Origin of the sequence: Caulobacter segnis (genome assembly GCF_003243465.1) — a bacterium.
Classification (GTDB): domain Bacteria; phylum Pseudomonadota; class Alphaproteobacteria; order Caulobacterales; family Caulobacteraceae; genus Caulobacter; species Caulobacter segnis_A.
Genome location: NZ_QFQZ01000002.1, coordinates 50,840 through 65,726 on the forward strand (window position 1 = coordinate 50,840; position 14,887 = coordinate 65,726).

Consider the following 14,887-nt stretch of genomic DNA (forward strand, 5'->3'; position numbering starts at 1 on the left):
TTAGACCTAGTAGCTCTTGGGCAGGCCCAGCACGCGCTCTGCGATGTAATTGAGGATCATTTCGCGGCTGATCGGCGCGATGCGGGCGATCATCGCCTCGCGGAAGTAGCGCTCGACGTCGTATTCCTTGGCGTAGCCCATGCCGCCGTGCGCCAGCACCGAGGCCTCGCAGGCATGGAAACCGGCCTCGGCGCCCAGATACTTGGCGGCGTTGGCTTCCGCACCGCATTCCTGGCCCGCGTCGTAGAGGGCGGCGGCCTTGAAGGCCAGGAGGTTGGCGGCCTCCAGCTCGGCCCACGACTTGGCCAGCGGATGGGCCACGCCCTGGTTCTGGCCGATCGGCCGGCCGAACACCACGCGCTCCTTGGCGTAGGTCGAAGCCTTGGCCAGGGCGGCGCGGCCCAGGCCGATGGCCTCGGCGGCGAACAGCACGCGCTCGGGATTGAGGCCGTGCAGCAGGTACTGGAAGCCCTTGCCCTCCTCGCCGACCAGATCCTCGGCCGGGACGAACAGGTCCTCGATGAAGAGCATGTTACATTCGACGGCCTTGCGGCCCATCTTCGGGATCGGCTTGGCCTCGATCTTCTCGCGGTCGGTGTAGAACAGGCTGAGGCCCTGGGTCGGCTTGGCGCACTGATCCTTGGGCGTCGTGCGGGCGATGATCAGGATCTTGTTGGCGCGCTGGGCGCCGGTGGTCCAGATTTTCCGGCCGTTGAGCCGATAGCCGCCGTCGATCTTCTCTGCCCGGGTCTCGAGGCTGGAGGTGTCGAGGCCCGAGTTCGGCTCGGTCACGGCGAAGCACATCTTGTCCTCGCCCGAGATGATCCGGGGCAGCAGGCGCTCGCGCTGCGCGTCAGACCCGAACTTCACCAGCGGCATCGGGCCGAAGATGTTGAGGTGGATGGCCGAAGCGCCCGAGAAGCCCGCGCCCGACTGGGCCACGGTCTGCATCATGATCGCCGCCTCGGTCAGGCCCAGGCCCGCGCCGCCGACGCTTTCGGGCATGGCCACGCCCAGCCAGCCGCCCTCGGCGATGGCGGCGACGAACTCCTCGGGGAAATTGCCGGTCTCGTCGGTGCGCCGCCAATACTCGTCGTCGAAGGCCGCGCACACCTTGGCGACGCCCTCGCGAATGGCTTCCTGCTCTTCGGTCAACCAGAATCCGGACATCCAGTCCACTCCCCTGCGCTGTGCGTCGTCCCTTTAGGCCTTCTCGAAGCGCCGCGCGTCGAAGGCGGCGGCCTCGGGGCCTGGGTTATCGCCCGTCAGATAAGCCGCCACCATAGCCGCCACAAGCGGCGCGAACAGCCATCCGTTACGTCGGGCCCCGACCGCCAGCATGACGCCGGGCGCCTGGCTCCAGCCAACCAGCGGCAGGCCGTCGGGCGTGGTGGCCCGCACGCCGACCTCGACCTTCGCCGCGTCGAGATCCAAGGCCGGACGCAGGGCCTTTGCGGCCCGGCGCAGAGCCTCGGTCGCCGAGGCGTCGGGCGCGAGGTCGTCACGGCCGGCCTCCATGGTCGCGCCGACGGCCAGGGCTTCGCCCGGCGCCAGGTAGACCCCTTCGCCGCGCACCACCGCCGGATCGTCATCGAGCGCCGTCACGCGCAGGAGCTGGCCCTTGATCGGCGCCAGGGCCGCCGTCTCCGGCGCGATACGGCCCTCGCGGACGCCCGGGCCGGTCGCCAGCACCAACACGTCGAAGGGTTCGCGCCGGCCGTCGACCAGGCTCAGGACGCCGGGCTCGAACCCCGTGACCGCACCCGTCTCGAAAACCACGCCAGCCTCTTCCGCCGCGGCGCGCAGCGTCATCAAGGCCGAGCGGGCCTCCAGCCGCCAGTCCTCGAGGATGGTCCCGTCGTCCGTGACTCCGAGGCGCTCCAGCCGCTGGGCCACCTCGGCCCGCCAGGCGTCAGACCCTTCGATGCGCACGCCGGCCCGCGACAGCGGGATGTCCAGGTCTCGCGCGAAGTCGGGCCAAAGGTCTCGCGCCCGGCGCATCAGCGGAAGGTGGTCGCGCGAGGCGGGATCGAACAGCGCCTCGCTGACCGGGGCCAGCATGCCGGCCGCGACGCCCGAAGCGTTGTCACCGGGCGGCGCCGGATCGAACACTGTCACGGAGCGTCCGGCTCGCGCCAGACGTAACGCCACCGCCAAGCCGAAGGCCCCGGCGCCGGCCACCGCGATTTTTGCGCCTTTTTCAGAATACATTGGGGGCAAACACCTCCCCGTGTCGTCTACGTCAAGTCCGGGCGAAGCCATAATGTCGTGACAGACCCGTTCCGTGTACGGGCGGACGTGACGACTCCGCGACGCTCGGTCTATACCGTTAATACTCGCATTTAAGCCGCGTCGCGGCGTTGAGGGATTTGAGTCGGATGAACGATCGCCCCGTGGCCGAGCAGGCCCACCCCGTCGACCTGTACGTGGGCGCGCGGCTGAGAATTCGTCGGAAGCTGATGGGCCTCAGCCAGACCCAGGTCGCCGACGCCCTCGGCATCACCTTCCAGCAGATCCAGAAGTACGAGCGCGGCGCAAACCGCATCAGCGCCAGCAAGCTCTATGACGCCGCCAAGCTGCTGCAGGCCCCGGTGTCCTACTTCTACGAGGGCCTCGAAGAGACCGACGGCGGCATGGACGACGGCTTCGCCCAGCGCATGACCGAATTCGTCTCGACGCCGGAGGGCCTGGAGCTGGCCGGCCTGTTCCCGCGCCTGGAAGACCGCCGCCTGCGCCGACGGGTCGTCGACCTGGTCCGCGCCATGGTGGACGACGAAGCGCCCTAGGCTAGCCGCCACGCCCCTCGGAACCCGCCGCTCTCGCGCCCCGTTGATCCGCCAACGGACCTGCGACGAGGGCTGGCGTCATGCCGCGCGACACGATCGAGCTTCAGCCGGAGACCTCCGGCCTCGCCTACGTCAATGACGACGATCCCGGCATAGGCCGCGTAGCGGCCGGCGACGGCTTCGCCTATCGCGACCCCGCCGGCCGCGCGGTCAAGGACGCCGAGACCCTCGACCGCATCCGCGCCCTGGCGATCCCGCCGGCCTGGACCGAGGTCTGGATCTGCCCCTCGGCGCGCGGCCACATCCAGGCCACCGGCCGCGATCAGAAGGGGCGCAAGCAGTACCGCTATCACGACGCCTGGCGACGCGACCGCGACGGGCTGAAGTTCACCCGCATGATCGCCTTCGGCCGCGCCCTGCCCCGCCTGCGCGCGCGGGTCGAGGCCGACATGGCCCGGCGCGGCCTGCCCCGCGAGAAGGTGGTCGCCGCCGTCATCCGCCTGATGGAGCTGACCCTGATCCGGGTCGGCAATGAGGAATACGCCCAGGCCAACAAGAGCTTCGGCCTCACCACCCTGCGCGATCGCCACGCCAAGCTGTCCAGCCTGGGCGGCGTGTTCGAGTTTCGCGGCAAGAGCGGCAAGGTCCACAAGACCGGCTTCCGCGACCGGCGCCTGGCCAGGATCGTCAAGGCCTGCCAGGACGTGCCGGGCCAGCGCCTGTTCCAGTACCTCGACGACGACGGCCAGCGGCGCTCGATCGAGAGCGCCGACGTCAACGCCTATATCCGAGCCGCGATCGGTGAGGACTTCTCCGCCAAGGACTTCCGCACCTGGGCCGGCACGCTGGCCGCCGCCCGCGCCCTGTGCCTGATTCCCAAGGCCGGCAGCGCCACCGAGGCCAAGCGCAACGTCAACACCTGCGTGAAGGCGGTCGCGGGCCTGCTGGGCAACACGGCCGCCGTCTGCCGGGGCTCCTACATCCATCCGCTGGTGCTGGAGGCCTATCAGCAAGGCGTACTGCCGCTGAAGCCGGGTCGGTCCGAGCGCGCCTTCGAGCTGGCGGTGATCCGCTTCCTGGAGGCGGCCAAGGCCTCGTACCAAGCCGCTTAGGGAACGGCTGCGGCCAGGGGTCGTTGAGTCGGCGCTAACGGAGAACCGCCCATGGCCGCCGGACGTCCCACCTGGCAGGGCCACCTGCGCCTGTCGCTCGTGACCTGCCCCGTCGCGCTCTACACCGCCACCGACGCGCGCGGCGACGTGCACTTCAACATGCTGCACAAGAAGACGCACAACCGGATCCGGATGATCCCGACCGATCCGGACCTGGGGCCCATCGAGCGCTCGGACATCGTCAAGGGCTACGAGTACGAGAAGGGCGAGTACGTCGTCATCACCCAGGACGAGATCGACAGCGTGCGGCTGGAAAGCACCCGCACCATCGACATCGAGCGCTTCGTGCCCGCCGCCGAGATCGACCGGCTCTACTGGGACAATCCCTACTTCCTGGTCCCCGACGGCAAGCTGGCGGCCGAGGCCTATGGCGTGATCCGCGAGGCCATGACCAAGGAGGGTCAGGTCGCGCTGGGCCGCGTGGTCATGCACCAGCGCGAGCGCCTGCTGGCCATCGAGCCGCGCGACGAGGGCATGGTCGCCTGGTCGCTGCGCTCGCGCCGCGAGGTCCGCGACGCCGCCAGCTACTTCGACTCCATCCCCGACAAGAAGCCCGACGCGGCGATGATCCAGATCGCCCAGAAGATCATCGAGCAGAAGGAAGGCCCCTTCGATCCCGAGCAGTTCAACGACCGTTACGAGGACGCCCTGCGCGCCCTGATCAAGGAAAAGCAGAAGGGCAAGGGCTCCAAGGTCACCGCGCCGGAAGAACCGGCCGACACCAATGTGGTGGACCTGATGGAAGCGCTGCGGGCGAGCTTGGGAAAGGCCCCGGCCGGCAAGGCCGCGGCGAAGAAGCCGGCGGCGAAAACCCCAGCCAAGGTGGCTCAGAAGGCCACGGCGCGGAAGAAGGCGGGCTAGGCTCCGCGCCGACCTCAGCGCCCCTTGCCGAGCAATTCCTTGAGTCGCGGCCCGGCCCTGGCGGCCATCGCTTCGCCCACCGCGGCCGCCGCATTGGCGGGGCGGATCATCACCTCGAACTCGCGGATCTTGCCGGCGTCGTCGAAGGAGATGATGTCGATTCCCTTCAGCGTCTTGCCGTCGACGCGGGCGCTGAACTCCAGGACCACCGCGTCCTGTTCCTCGGTCCAGAATTGCCGGTGATAGGCGAAATCCTCGAAGATCGTGCTGACGGTGGAGAGGATATGGACGAGCGGCTCCACGCCGGAATAGGGCGAGAAGAACGCTGGCGAGCGGAAGACGACATTCTCGGCGGCTAAAGGGCGAAGGCGGTCGAACTCGCCCTTCTCCAGCAGGTCATGCCAGGTCTCCAGGGTTTGTATCGCCTGCTCTCGGGCCATGCCGTCACTCCCGTAAACCTGGACGCGACGTTCGAACGCGTCGCTGGCGACACCTTAAAATTCATGACGGCGCCGTCAACGTCGCGCACTCAGAGGGCCTAGGGCTTGGCCAGTTTCCGGATCGCCGCCTCCAGATCCCGCTCGCTCTCGGCATAGGCGTCCCACGCGTCGAGGCTCTTCAACAAACCCGGCGCGCTGCGGATGTTGAACCGCTTGGGATCGAGCCCTTTCCGCACCTGCGTCCAGGCCACCGGCCATGACACAGGAGCGCCGGGCCGGCCGCGCGGCGACAGGGGGGCCACCGCCGTGCTCATCCGGTCGTTGCGCAGGTAGTCGAGGAAGATCTTCCCGCCCCGCTCCTTCTTGGACATGTTCAGGAGGTACTGGTCAGGGCTATCGGCGGCCATCTGCGCGCAGACCTCGCGCGCGAAGGCCTTGGCCGTGTCCCAGTCGACCTTCGTGGGCTTCAGCGGCGTGACCACGTGAAGCCCCTTGCCCCCGGTCGTCTTGCAGAACGGCGCCAGCCCCAGCGCCTCCAGCCGATCGCGGATCTCGCGCGCGCCCTCCACAACTACATCGAACGAGACATCGGGCGCGGGGTCGAGGTCGAAGACCAGACGGCCGGGGACATCCTGTTCGCCGGGGCGGCAGTTCCACGGGTGCAGCTCCGTCGCGCCCCACTGGGCGGCCGCGACTAGGCTCTCGACCGTGTTGAAGACGAGATAGGGCTTGCGGTCGCCGCTGACCACCATCTCGTCGATCAGGGCCGAGACGCCCTTGCCCGAGTGTCGCTGGAAGAATTTCTCGCCGTCGATGCCGTCGGGCATGCGGATCACCGAGCACGGCCGGCCCTTGACGTGCCCCAGCATCCAGTCGCCGACAGCCTCGAAATATTCGGCGAGCTCGAGCTTGGTCCCAGGCGTTCCGTCGCCGGCGTCCGGCCACATCGGCTTGTCGGGGTTGGAGATCGCCACGCCGCGCACCGACGCCTTGCCGCCGGCGCGCCTCGGGGCCGCGGCTTTCGGCTCGGCCAGCGCGATTTCCTCGGCGGGCGCGGGCGCCTCGGCCTCGACCGCCTGGGCCGGCTTGTCCTCGCGCAGACCCTTGAACGACGCCTGGCGCACCGAGCCGTCTCCCGTGAAGCCGGCGAACTCTATCTCCGCCACCAGAACCGGGTCCACCCAGTGGATATTGGCTCCGTCGCGCGGCGCGCCCTTGCCGGTGAACGGCGAGGTCTTGCGCTCGGCCGCCTTCAGCCTCGGCAAGAGGCGCGCCACCTTGTCGCGGCCATAGCCCGTGCCGACACGGCCGACGTGGACGAGGTCGCCGTCGCGATAGACGCCGACGATCAGCGAACGGAAGGCGTCGCCCGTCGTCGTCCAGCCGCCGATCACCACCTCGTGGCCGGCCCGGCATTTGGCCTTGGTCCAGGTCCCTGGCTTGCCCGAGCGGTACGGCGCGTCGAGCTTCTTGGAGACCACGCCCTCCAGCGACATCCTGCACGCCGATTGCAACACCGCCTCGCCGCCGCTCTGGAAGTGCTCGACATAGCGGAGGCGGTCGCCGTCGTCCGGCAGCAGCGCCTTCAGCCGCACCTTGCGTTCCGACAGCGGCAGCCCGGTCAGGTCCTCGCCGGCGGCGTAAAGCAGGTCGAAGGCGAAGAAGATCAGATCGTCCGTCTTCTCCTCGGCCAGGGCCGCTTGCAGCCCGGCGAAGGACGGCGCGCCGTCGGCGTCGAGGGCGACGACCTCGCCGTCGATCAAGGCGTCCGGCAGGGCCGCGCCGTCCTTGATCAGCTGGGCGAACTTGCCGCTCCAGTCCAGGCCGGCGCGGGTGCGCAAGGTCGCCTTGCCGCCCTTGATCCGCATCTGCATGCGGTAGCCGTCGAACTTGATCTCGTGCGCCCAGTCGCCCCCGCCCGGTGGCCGATCGACCAGCTTGCACAGCTGCGGCGGCACGAAGTCCGGCATGGCCGCTGTCTTCCTGGCGACTTTGCGGGGAGCCTGGGCCTTGGCCGCAGCCTTCGCCCCACGCCCCTTCGGCGCGTCCGTCTCCTCGGCCACCTGCTCGGCGCTCCCCTCGAGTGAGCGGTTGCTGTGCCAGACCGCGTCGGAGGCCGGGCCCTTGGCCGTCATGAAGGGCGTGGGCTTCTTGCCCTTGCCGGCGGCGATCGCCTCCATCGTTCGTCCCGAGGCGATCGAGAACGACATGTCCTCGAGGAAGTCGAGGTCACCCTCGATCGCGAACTCGTCGCGGTGCTTGATCAGCAGCCAGTTCTCGCGCTTGCCGCTCGATCCACCCTTGGCGAACTTGTCGTTGTTGATCCGGACCAGGACGTATCCGCCCTTCATCCGCTCGCCGGCGAAGACCATCTTGATCTCGCCCTTCTTGAGGCCTTTGGCGAGGTCGAAGCCCGGCTCGGGCGCCCACCAGCCGCGGTCCCACAGCATCACCGTGCCGCCGCCGTATTGCCCCTTGGGGATCGTGCCTTCGAAGTCGCCATAGGCCAGCGGATGGTCTTCGACATGCACCGCAAGGCGGCGGTCGTGCGGATCACGCGAGGGTCCCTTGGTCACCGCCCACGACAGGAACACGCCCTCGTGCTCCAGCCGCAGGTCGTAGTGAAGGCGCGTGGCGTCGTGCTTCTGGATGACGAAGCGCGCCCGGTCGGAGGCGGCGACGGCGACCTTGCCCGAGGGCTCGGCCGTCTTCTCGAAATCGCGCTTGGCCTCGTAGGCCGCCAGCTTCCGCGCCGCCATCGCCGCCGCCTACTCGCCGTCGAACACTTCGGGGCGCTTGTCGTCGACGTCGCGGCCGTCGCCCGGGTCGTCGTCCTGCTCCAGCTCGATGATCTCCTCGTCGTCGAGCTCCTCGGCGATCAGCGCGTCGTCATCGTCCGCATCACCTTCGGCCTGGGTGACGTCGAGAACGTCGGGCAATTCCTCGAAGGTGCGAAACTCGCCGTCGCGACCGATCACGTCATCGTCCATCGCCTCGGCGCCGTCCTGGCCGTCCCATCCATTGTCGACATCGGTCATCGCTGTTCTCCTGTGCTTGCAGGGAGAAATGGATGGCGGGCGGCGACGTTCCGGGGATCGAAATCTGCGCGTCAGAGAGGGTTGTGAGGGACCACGCGCGCGGCCGCGCATCGCGATTCCCTCGCAGAATCACCCATGACGCGAGCGAGGCGTCGGTCTACTTGCAGGACTAAAATTAACGCTTTTGCCCCGAAAGCAGCGCTTCGCAACACGACGCTTTCGTTAAAAACCCCGGCCCACGGGCGTTTTGCCCCCACAAATCAGCTTTTTAACCTTCCCTAACGCGTGACAAACGCAAAACGCCTGGGCAGGCTCGCATTTCCCTGATTCACAGGACATGAGCTTAGAGATGACGAACGTTTCCGATCTGGTCGACGCCGCTGTCGCCGCTGACGACAAGCTGACCAAGACCCAAGCCAAGGCCATCATCGACGGCGTCTTCAAGTCGATCTCCGACGCCGCCGTGAAGGGCGAAGAAGTTTCGATCCCGGGCTTCGGCAAGTTCAAGGTCCAGGCCAAGCCGGCCCGCACCGGCCGCAACCCCGCCACGGGCGCGACCATCGAAATCGCCGCCAGCAAGAAGGTCGCCTTCACGCCGGCCAAGCAACTGAAGGACGCCGTCAACGGCTAATTCGGTCTGGGGAGCGGACGCCGCAAAGTGTCTGCTCCCCGACGCTTCCCTTCACGCGCGACGTCTCGCCTCATGCCAGCGTCGCGCGTGAAGACTTTCCAGAACAAATCAAGAACGATAACGTGCCAGCCATGGCCGTTCTCGATCTCAGGCGCAAGCTCGCCATCCTCTCCGACGCCGCCAAGTACGACGCCTCCTGCGCCTCGTCCGGCGCGCAGAAGCGCAACTCCCTGGGCGGGACTGGCGTGGGCTCCACCGAAGGCATGGGCATTTGTCACGCCTATGCTCCCGACGGGCGTTGCATCAGCCTGCTGAAGATCCTGCTGACCAACTTCTGCATCTACGACTGCGCCTACTGCATAAACCGGGTGTCGTCGAACACGCCCCGGGCGCGGTTCTCGGTCCAGGAGGTCGTCGACCTCACCCTGAACTTCTACAAGCGCAACTATATCGAGGGCCTGTTCCTGTCGTCGGGCGTCATCCGCACGGGCGACTACACGATGGAAGAGATGGTCAGGGTGGCCAAGTCGCTGCGGCTGGACCACGACTTCCGCGGCTACATTCACCTCAAGCTGATCCCCGAGGCCTCGCCCGAACTGGCGACCGAGGCGGGGCTCTACGCCGACCGGGTGTCGATCAATATCGAGCTGCCGCGCGACGACAGCCTGAAGGCCCTCGCGCCCGAGAAGGACGTCACCGACATCAAGCGCGCCATGGGCCGCATGCGCCTGTCGATCGAGGACAAGGCCGAGCCGGCGCGCAAGGCCAGTCGCAAGACCTTCGCCCGCAGCCAATCGACCCAGCTGATCGTGGGGGCGGACCAGGCCAAGGACGGCGACATCCTGGCCCGCAGCGCCAACCTCTACGGCTCCTACAAGCTAAGCCGGGTCTACTATTCCGCCTTCAGCCCGATCCCGGACGCCAGTCATCGACTGCCGCTGGCCCGGCCGCCGCTGCTGCGCGAGCATCGCCTGTACCAGGCCGACTGGTTGATGCGCTTCTACGGCTTCGAGCGGCCGGAGATCGTGGACGAAGGCGAGGATCTGGACCTTTCCGTCGATCCCAAGACAGCCTGGGCCCTGAAGAACCGCGCCAAATTCCCGGTCAATATTCAGACCGCTGACCGCGAGACGCTGCTTCGGGTGCCGGGCCTCGGCGCCAAGGCCGTGGGGCGCGTCTTGATGGCCCGGAAGGTGGCCCGGCTGACCCTGGACGACCTCAAGCGCGTTGGGGCAGTCGTCAAGCGCGCCAGGGCTTTCGTGGTCACCGCCGACTGGACGCCGGGTGCCCTGACCGATCAGGACAGCCTGAAAGCGGCGCTGGTCCAACCGCAGCAGCTGAGCCTCTTCTGATGCGCGTGGTCCGGCTGGTTTCGGAGATCGACTTCGCCGGTTGGCGGACGGCGGCGCGGGCGCTGCGGGCGGAAGGCGTGGAGCCGCAGGCGGTGGTCTGGACGGTGGAGCGGGAGCTCTTTTCCCCTCCCCCTTGCGGGGAGGGGGTAGGGGGTGTCAGCGCGGCGACCTCGGAGCTGGCTCCCCCATCCCCACCCCCTTCCTCGCAAGGGGGAAGGGGCTTCACCGTCCCCGCCGCCTTCCTCGAACTGGCCGAACAGGTGATCCTGCACCGCGCGCCCGATCGCTTCGCCCTGCTCTATCGCATCCTCTGGCGGCTGGAGCGCGAGCCGCGCCTGATCGACAATCCGGCCGACGCCGACATGGCGCGCGCCCGCGACATGGCCAAGGCCGTCAGCCGCGCCGCCCACAAGATGAAAGCCTTCGTGCGCTTCCGCCTGGTCGAGGGCGCGGCGACCGAGACCTACGCCGCCTGGTTCGAGCCCGCGCATCGGGTCACGCAGGCGGTGGCGCCGTTCTTCGTCCGCCGCTTCACCGCCATGGACTGGACGATTCTGACGCCCGACGCCTGCGTCGCCTGGGACGGCGAGCGCCTGATGGTGTCGGAAGGCGCCGATCCGGCCGACGCGCCCTCCGAGGATGCGCAGGAAGAGCTCTGGCGCACCTACTACGCCTCGATCTTCAACCCGGCCCGTCTGAACCCCAAGCAGATGCGCCAGGAGATGCCCAAGCGCTATTGGCGGAACCTGCCGGAGGCGGCGCTCATTCCCGACCTGATCGCCTCCGCCCAGGATCGCGCCGCCGCCATGGTCGCCGCCCCGCCCCGCCAACCTTCCGACCGCGTGCTGAAGGCCGCGCTGCGCCACAGCCGTGACGCCTCGTTCGGCCAGGGCGCGCCGACGACGCTGGAGGAACTTGAGGCCGGGGTTCAGGTCTGCCGCCGCTGCGACCTCTGGCGCGACGCCACCCAGGGCGTTCCCGGCGAAGGGGCTCACCCCGCGCCCTTGATGTTCGTGGGCGAGCAGCCCGGCGACCAGGAGGACCTCGCCGGCCGTCCCTTTGTCGGGCCGGCCGGCCAGATGTTCGACAAAGCCCTGGCGGAAGCGGGCGTGCCGCGCGACCGCGCCTTCGTCACCAACGCCGTGAAGCACTTCAAGCACGAGGTCCGCGGCAAGCGGCGGATCCACAAGACGGCCGATCGCGGCGAGGTCTCGGCCTGCCGATGGTGGCTGGACGCCGAGCGCCGGATCGTACGGCCCCGGGTGATCGTGATGCTGGGCGCGACGGCGGCGCTGGGCGTGATTGGCAAGCCGACCCCGATCGCCGCCAATCGGGGCAAGGCGCTGCAGCTGCCCGACCAGGCGCAAGGCGTGGTGACCTATCACCCGTCGTTCCTGCTGCGCGTCCCGGACGCGGAGGCCAAGGCGAGGGCCTATGCGGAGTTCGTCGCGGACCTGCGGATGGCGGGAGCCCTGGCGGGGCTAACGTAAAGATGCTCCCCCGCGATGCGGGGGAGCTGTCACGGCGTGAGTGGGGGGGCTAACGGGGCATAAGGCCGAGCTCGCCCCCTCCGACCCTCTGGGCCACCTCCCCGCGCGCGGGGGAGGTGCATCCCACCTTAGTTCACCTTGGCGGCGCCCATCTGCGCCATCAGTTCTTCCTTGCGAGCCTTCATGCGCTCGCCGATGGCCTCAAGGTCCTCGTCGCCCTTCTTGGCCTGGGCGAAGAAGCCACCGGGCTGCTCTTCTTCCTTGACGTGGTGCTTGATGTACTCGCCCAGCACCTTGACCTTGGCGTCGTAGAATTCCTGCCCCGGCTTCATCGCCTCGATCTCGGCGATCAGCTTCTTGGCGCCGTCGTGCTCGACATAGGCCTCGTCGATCAGGTCGTCTTCGACCTCGCCGCGGCTCTCCGGATAAAGGATCTCCTCCTCGATCTGGGTGTGGACCTTCAGGGCCAGGGCGATCTGGTTGAACAGCTCCAGCTTCTCGGCGTCGCTTTCCAGCTGTTCGTATTCGTCGAACATCTTCTCCACCTCGCGGTGGTCCTGCTTCAGCAGGCGAATGGCCAGCGGATCGCGACGACCGGTGCGACGCGTGGCCTTGCGGGCCTTCGTCTTGGTGGTCGACTTTTGGGTGGACGAGCTCTTTGTGGCGGCGGCCATGTGGATCTCCTGGATAGTACCGACCGCCAACCAACACCCGGGCCGCGCTGGACGTTCCGGCGGCGGCGAACTCTCACATGCGAGGCATATGCATAAGGGCTAGGCGCGACCGGCCGCTCCGGCGAGCAGCGTGTCCAACTCAGCCGCCAGCGCCTCGATCCGGTACGGCTTGACCAGCACCCGCCGCCCTTCACGGCTGGCGGCGGCCGCCGCGGCGCTGTAGCCGGTCGTCAGCAGCACGGGCAGATCGGGGCGAAGTCGCGACAGGTCGCGGGCCAGGTCGAGGCCGCCGATGTCGCCCGGCATCACCATGTCGCTGAACACCAAATGATGGCCGGGGTCGGTCCGCAGCGTCTCGAAGGCGCTCGGGCCATCGCCGACGCGCGTCACCTCGTAGCCGAGCTCGCGCAGCATTTCCTCGACCAGCTGGGCGACGCTGTCGTCGTCCTCGACCATCAGCACGCGCCGGCGCTCCCCTTCGGCGAGCCTGGGCCGCTCCGCCGGGGCGACCAGGCGCGCGAGCGCCTTCGTGGTGCGCGGGATGCGCAGCCAGATCGTCGTCCCTTCGCCCACCACGCTGTCGACGCCCACCTCGCCGCCCGAGGCGCGGGCGAAGCCGTACACCTGGGAGAGCCCCAGGCCGGTGCCCTTGCCGACGGCCTTGGTCGTGAAGAACGGCTCGAACAGGCGGCTGATCATGTCGGGCGCGACCCCGACGCCCGTGTCGCGAATGGCCAGACGGACCATGTCGCCCGCCCCGTCGGCATGACCGGACGGTTCGTTGCGGGCCTCGATCGTGATCGTTCCGCCGTCGGGCATGGCGTCGCGGGCGTTGATGGCGATGTTCAGCACCGCCACTTCCAGCTGGGAGGTGTCCACCTCCACCCGCCACAGGTCGGGCGGCAACTGCATGCGCACCGTGACGTCCTCACGCAGCGAACGGTCGAGGATCGCCAGCATGCCCGAAAGCCGCTCGCCGATATCGACCACCTCGGGCTTCAACGGCGAGCGCCGCGAGAACGCGAGGAGCTGCTGGGTCAGGCTGGCGCCGCGATCGATGGCCTGGCGGATGCCGTCGCGCAGCCGCTCGCGCCGCGCCGGGTCCGAGGTCCTTTCCAGAAGATCCAGGCCGCTGGATGCAACCATCAGCAGGTTGTTGAAGTCGTGCGCCACGCCGCCGGTCAGCTGGCCCATGGCCTCCATCTTCTGGGACTGGCGCAGGGCCTCCTCGGCCTTCTCCCGCTCGCGGATTTCCGCCTTGAGCTTGCGATAGGCCTCGGCCTCGCGCGCGCTGGCCGCGCCCAGCACGGCCACCAGCAGCGCCGCCATCACGATCAGCAGCGCGAAGCCCGCATAGCGCATCAGTCGCCGCGTCGGCGACTCCAGCACGGTGCGCAGATAGACCGAGCCCAGGACCGTGCCGCCCTCGGACACGGGCGCCGTCAGCACCAGACGCCCATCGGCGATCCGCGGCGGGCTCAGGACGTTGCTGGGCGGCGGCGGCGCCCCGCCGCGGGTGTAGCCGGCCGCCAGCCTGCCCTGCATGTCATAGGCGCCCACGGCTTCGACATCGGGGTTCGAGCTCTGGGCGCCGACATAGTCTCGGGCGGCCGAGCGGTCGTCGAAGGCGAGCGGCGCGGCCATGCTGCCGGCCAGGATGCGAAGCTGCACCTCGGCCTGCCGCAGCCGCTCCTGCCGGGCGAGGCGCTCGTTATAGAGGGCTAGGCCGAAGGCGGCGACTATAATGGCCACCGCCAAGCCCACCGCCATGGAGACCGTCAAGGCGGGGCGCCAGCGACGGCGCGCGCCCTCCAGCGCCCCCCTCATCGCTCGCCGCTCCCACGGGCCGATAGGGACAGGAGCTTTGAGCTCACCACAAGGCCTTCGGCCTGGGCGGCCTCGGCCCGGATCTCGAACCGCAGCCGGCCCTCGAGCGTCACGAACTGGATCATGGCGCCCGGCGCGTCCACGCCCTCGTCAGCGATGGTCAGGACCGGCCGGCCCGCGACGGCGGCCAGGGCCTCGCGGGGGGTCTGATCGCGCGAGGCGGACAGGAACAGCATCTGGCAGTCGGCGCCCTTGGCGACGGCGGGCAGGCGCACGACGGTGATCGGGTGATCGCCGATCCGTTCCTCGCGCGCGATGCGGTCGATCGCCGGGCCGAACGGATCGGACCCGCCGATGCACAGCCGCAGCGGGCTTTCGGCCGTCTCGAACACGGCCGTGGGCCAGGCCACGAAGGCGGGAAACCGGGCCAGATGGACCGCCTTGACCGGATAGGCGCCCTGATGGGGCGAGCGGGCCTCGCGCGTGGCCGGCCCGCCCTCCTGGGCTCGCGCCACCCCCGCGAGCACGCAGAGCCCGCAGGCCGCGATGAGACCCAGCCGACGCCGGTCTCGACGCCGCCCGCGCCCTTGTCGACCGTTGGGCGAAACGCCCCAAA

General features: G+C 68.8%; 14 protein-coding genes. 6 read left to right on the forward strand and 8 right to left on the reverse strand.

What is annotated here, in order from left to right:
* Positions 1–6: 6 nt before the first annotated feature.
* Together DI526_RS01135 and DI526_RS01140 are read right to left on the reverse strand one after the other, a co-directional pair.
* The gene (locus tag DI526_RS01135; protein ID WP_304273050.1) at positions 7–1,170 is read right to left on the reverse strand and encodes an acyl-CoA dehydrogenase family protein; all 1,164 of its coding nucleotides are present in this window, start codon (positions 1,168–1,170) and stop codon (positions 7–9) included.
* A 33-nt stretch (positions 1,171–1,203) separates the two neighbouring features.
* On the reverse strand, positions 1,204–2,211 hold the full coding sequence (locus tag DI526_RS01140; RefSeq protein WP_304273053.1) for an FAD-binding oxidoreductase: 1,008 nt from the start codon (positions 2,209–2,211) through the stop codon (positions 1,204–1,206).
* Positions 2,212–2,378: 167 nt separating this feature from the next.
* Between DI526_RS01140 and DI526_RS01145 the strand changes: the two genes are divergently transcribed.
* The 3 genes from DI526_RS01145 (at position 2,379) to DI526_RS01155 (ending at position 4,819) form a co-directional block, all read left to right on the forward strand.
* Positions 2,379–2,786, forward strand: coding sequence for a helix-turn-helix domain-containing protein (locus DI526_RS01145; protein WP_304273056.1), 408 nt, complete (start codon positions 2,379–2,381; stop codon positions 2,784–2,786).
* An 80-nt stretch (positions 2,787–2,866) separates the two neighbouring features.
* A complete protein-coding gene (locus DI526_RS01150) occupies positions 2,867–3,898 on the forward strand; it encodes a DNA topoisomerase IB (protein WP_304273059.1) in 1,032 nt (343 codons plus the stop codon).
* 51 nt (positions 3,899–3,949) lie between these two features.
* Positions 3,950–4,819 carry a Ku protein gene (locus tag DI526_RS01155; protein WP_304273062.1) on the forward strand — a complete coding sequence of 290 codons (870 nt, stop codon included), beginning with the start codon at positions 3,950–3,952 and terminating at the stop codon, positions 4,817–4,819.
* Positions 4,820–4,833: 14 nt separating this feature from the next.
* Here the strand turns inward: DI526_RS01155 and DI526_RS01160 are convergent, their stop codons facing one another.
* From DI526_RS01160 to DI526_RS01170, 3 genes are all read right to left on the reverse strand, one after another.
* Complete coding sequence (locus tag DI526_RS01160; protein ID WP_304273065.1) at positions 4,834–5,259, reverse strand: nuclear transport factor 2 family protein; 426 nt, start codon at positions 5,257–5,259, stop codon at positions 4,834–4,836.
* A 98-nt stretch (positions 5,260–5,357) separates the two neighbouring features.
* Positions 5,358–8,018 carry a DNA ligase D gene (gene ligD / locus DI526_RS01165; protein WP_304273068.1) on the reverse strand — a complete coding sequence of 887 codons (2,661 nt, stop codon included), beginning with the start codon at positions 8,016–8,018 and terminating at the stop codon, positions 5,358–5,360.
* A gap of 9 nt (positions 8,019–8,027) precedes the next feature.
* Complete coding sequence (locus DI526_RS01170; protein ID WP_304273071.1) at positions 8,028–8,297, reverse strand: hypothetical protein; 270 nt, start codon at positions 8,295–8,297, stop codon at positions 8,028–8,030.
* 349 nt (positions 8,298–8,646) lie between these two features.
* On the opposite strand from DI526_RS01170, the gene DI526_RS01175 reads away from it, so the two are divergent.
* The 3 genes from DI526_RS01175 to DI526_RS01185 all read left to right on the forward strand — a co-directional run bounded on the left by DI526_RS01175 (position 8,647) and on the right by DI526_RS01185 (position 11,770).
* A complete protein-coding gene (locus tag DI526_RS01175) occupies positions 8,647–8,928 on the forward strand; it encodes an HU family DNA-binding protein (RefSeq protein WP_066682603.1) in 282 nt (93 codons plus the stop codon).
* A 122-nt stretch (positions 8,929–9,050) separates the two neighbouring features.
* Positions 9,051–10,280 (forward strand): putative DNA modification/repair radical SAM protein, encoded by a 1,230-nt coding sequence (locus DI526_RS01180; RefSeq protein WP_304273080.1) that lies wholly within the window; start codon positions 9,051–9,053, stop codon positions 10,278–10,280.
* Positions 10,280–11,770, forward strand: coding sequence for a UdgX family uracil-DNA binding protein (locus DI526_RS01185; protein ID WP_304273083.1), 1,491 nt, complete (start codon positions 10,280–10,282; stop codon positions 11,768–11,770). Before DI526_RS01180 ends, DI526_RS01185 begins: the two co-directional genes overlap by 1 nt.
* 128 nt (positions 11,771–11,898) lie before the next feature.
* On the opposite strand, the gene DI526_RS01190 is transcribed toward DI526_RS01185, so the two are convergent.
* From DI526_RS01190 to DI526_RS01200, 3 genes are all read right to left on the reverse strand, one after another.
* Entirely contained in the window at positions 11,899–12,444 is a 546-nt protein-coding gene (locus DI526_RS01190) for a hemerythrin domain-containing protein (RefSeq protein ID WP_304273086.1), read from the reverse strand.
* A 99-nt stretch (positions 12,445–12,543) separates the two neighbouring features.
* Positions 12,544–14,271: an ATP-binding protein gene (locus DI526_RS01195; RefSeq protein WP_304273089.1), complete on the reverse strand. Its 1,728-nt coding sequence runs from the start codon at positions 14,269–14,271 to the stop codon at positions 12,544–12,546.
* Positions 14,268–14,798 (reverse strand): YfiR family protein, encoded by a 531-nt coding sequence (locus DI526_RS01200; RefSeq protein ID WP_304273092.1) that lies wholly within the window; start codon positions 14,796–14,798, stop codon positions 14,268–14,270. Before DI526_RS01200 ends, DI526_RS01195 begins: the two co-directional genes overlap by 4 nt.
* Positions 14,799–14,887 lie beyond the last annotated feature (89 nt).

Excerpts from the sequence above, each read along its gene's own strand:
- DI526_RS01135 (WP_304273050.1), bottom strand. The coding sequence starts at position 1,170 with ATGTCCGGATTCTGGTTGACCGAAGAGCAGGAAGCCATTCGCGAGGGC.
- DI526_RS01195 (WP_304273089.1), bottom strand. The coding sequence starts at position 14,271 with ATGAGGGGGGCGCTGGAGGGCGCGCGCCGTCGCTGGCGCCCCGCCTTG.
- DI526_RS01160 (WP_304273065.1), bottom strand. The coding sequence starts at position 5,259 with ATGGCCCGAGAGCAGGCGATACAAACCCTGGAGACCTGGCATGACCTG.
- DI526_RS01140 (WP_304273053.1), bottom strand. The coding sequence starts at position 2,211 with ATGTATTCTGAAAAAGGCGCAAAAATCGCGGTGGCCGGCGCCGGGGCC.
- ligD (WP_304273068.1), bottom strand. The coding sequence starts at position 8,018 with ATGGCGGCGCGGAAGCTGGCGGCCTACGAGGCCAAGCGCGATTTCGAG.
- DI526_RS01155 (WP_304273062.1), top strand. The coding sequence starts at position 3,950 with ATGGCCGCCGGACGTCCCACCTGGCAGGGCCACCTGCGCCTGTCGCTC.
- DI526_RS01185 (WP_304273083.1), top strand. The coding sequence starts at position 10,280 with ATGCGCGTGGTCCGGCTGGTTTCGGAGATCGACTTCGCCGGTTGGCGG.
- DI526_RS01170 (WP_304273071.1), bottom strand. The coding sequence starts at position 8,297 with ATGACCGATGTCGACAATGGATGGGACGGCCAGGACGGCGCCGAGGCG.
- DI526_RS01190 (WP_304273086.1), bottom strand. The coding sequence starts at position 12,444 with ATGGCCGCCGCCACAAAGAGCTCGTCCACCCAAAAGTCGACCACCAAG.
- DI526_RS01150 (WP_304273059.1), top strand. The coding sequence starts at position 2,867 with ATGCCGCGCGACACGATCGAGCTTCAGCCGGAGACCTCCGGCCTCGCC.
- DI526_RS01145 (WP_304273056.1), top strand. The coding sequence starts at position 2,379 with ATGAACGATCGCCCCGTGGCCGAGCAGGCCCACCCCGTCGACCTGTAC.
- DI526_RS01175 (WP_066682603.1), top strand. The coding sequence starts at position 8,647 with ATGACGAACGTTTCCGATCTGGTCGACGCCGCTGTCGCCGCTGACGAC.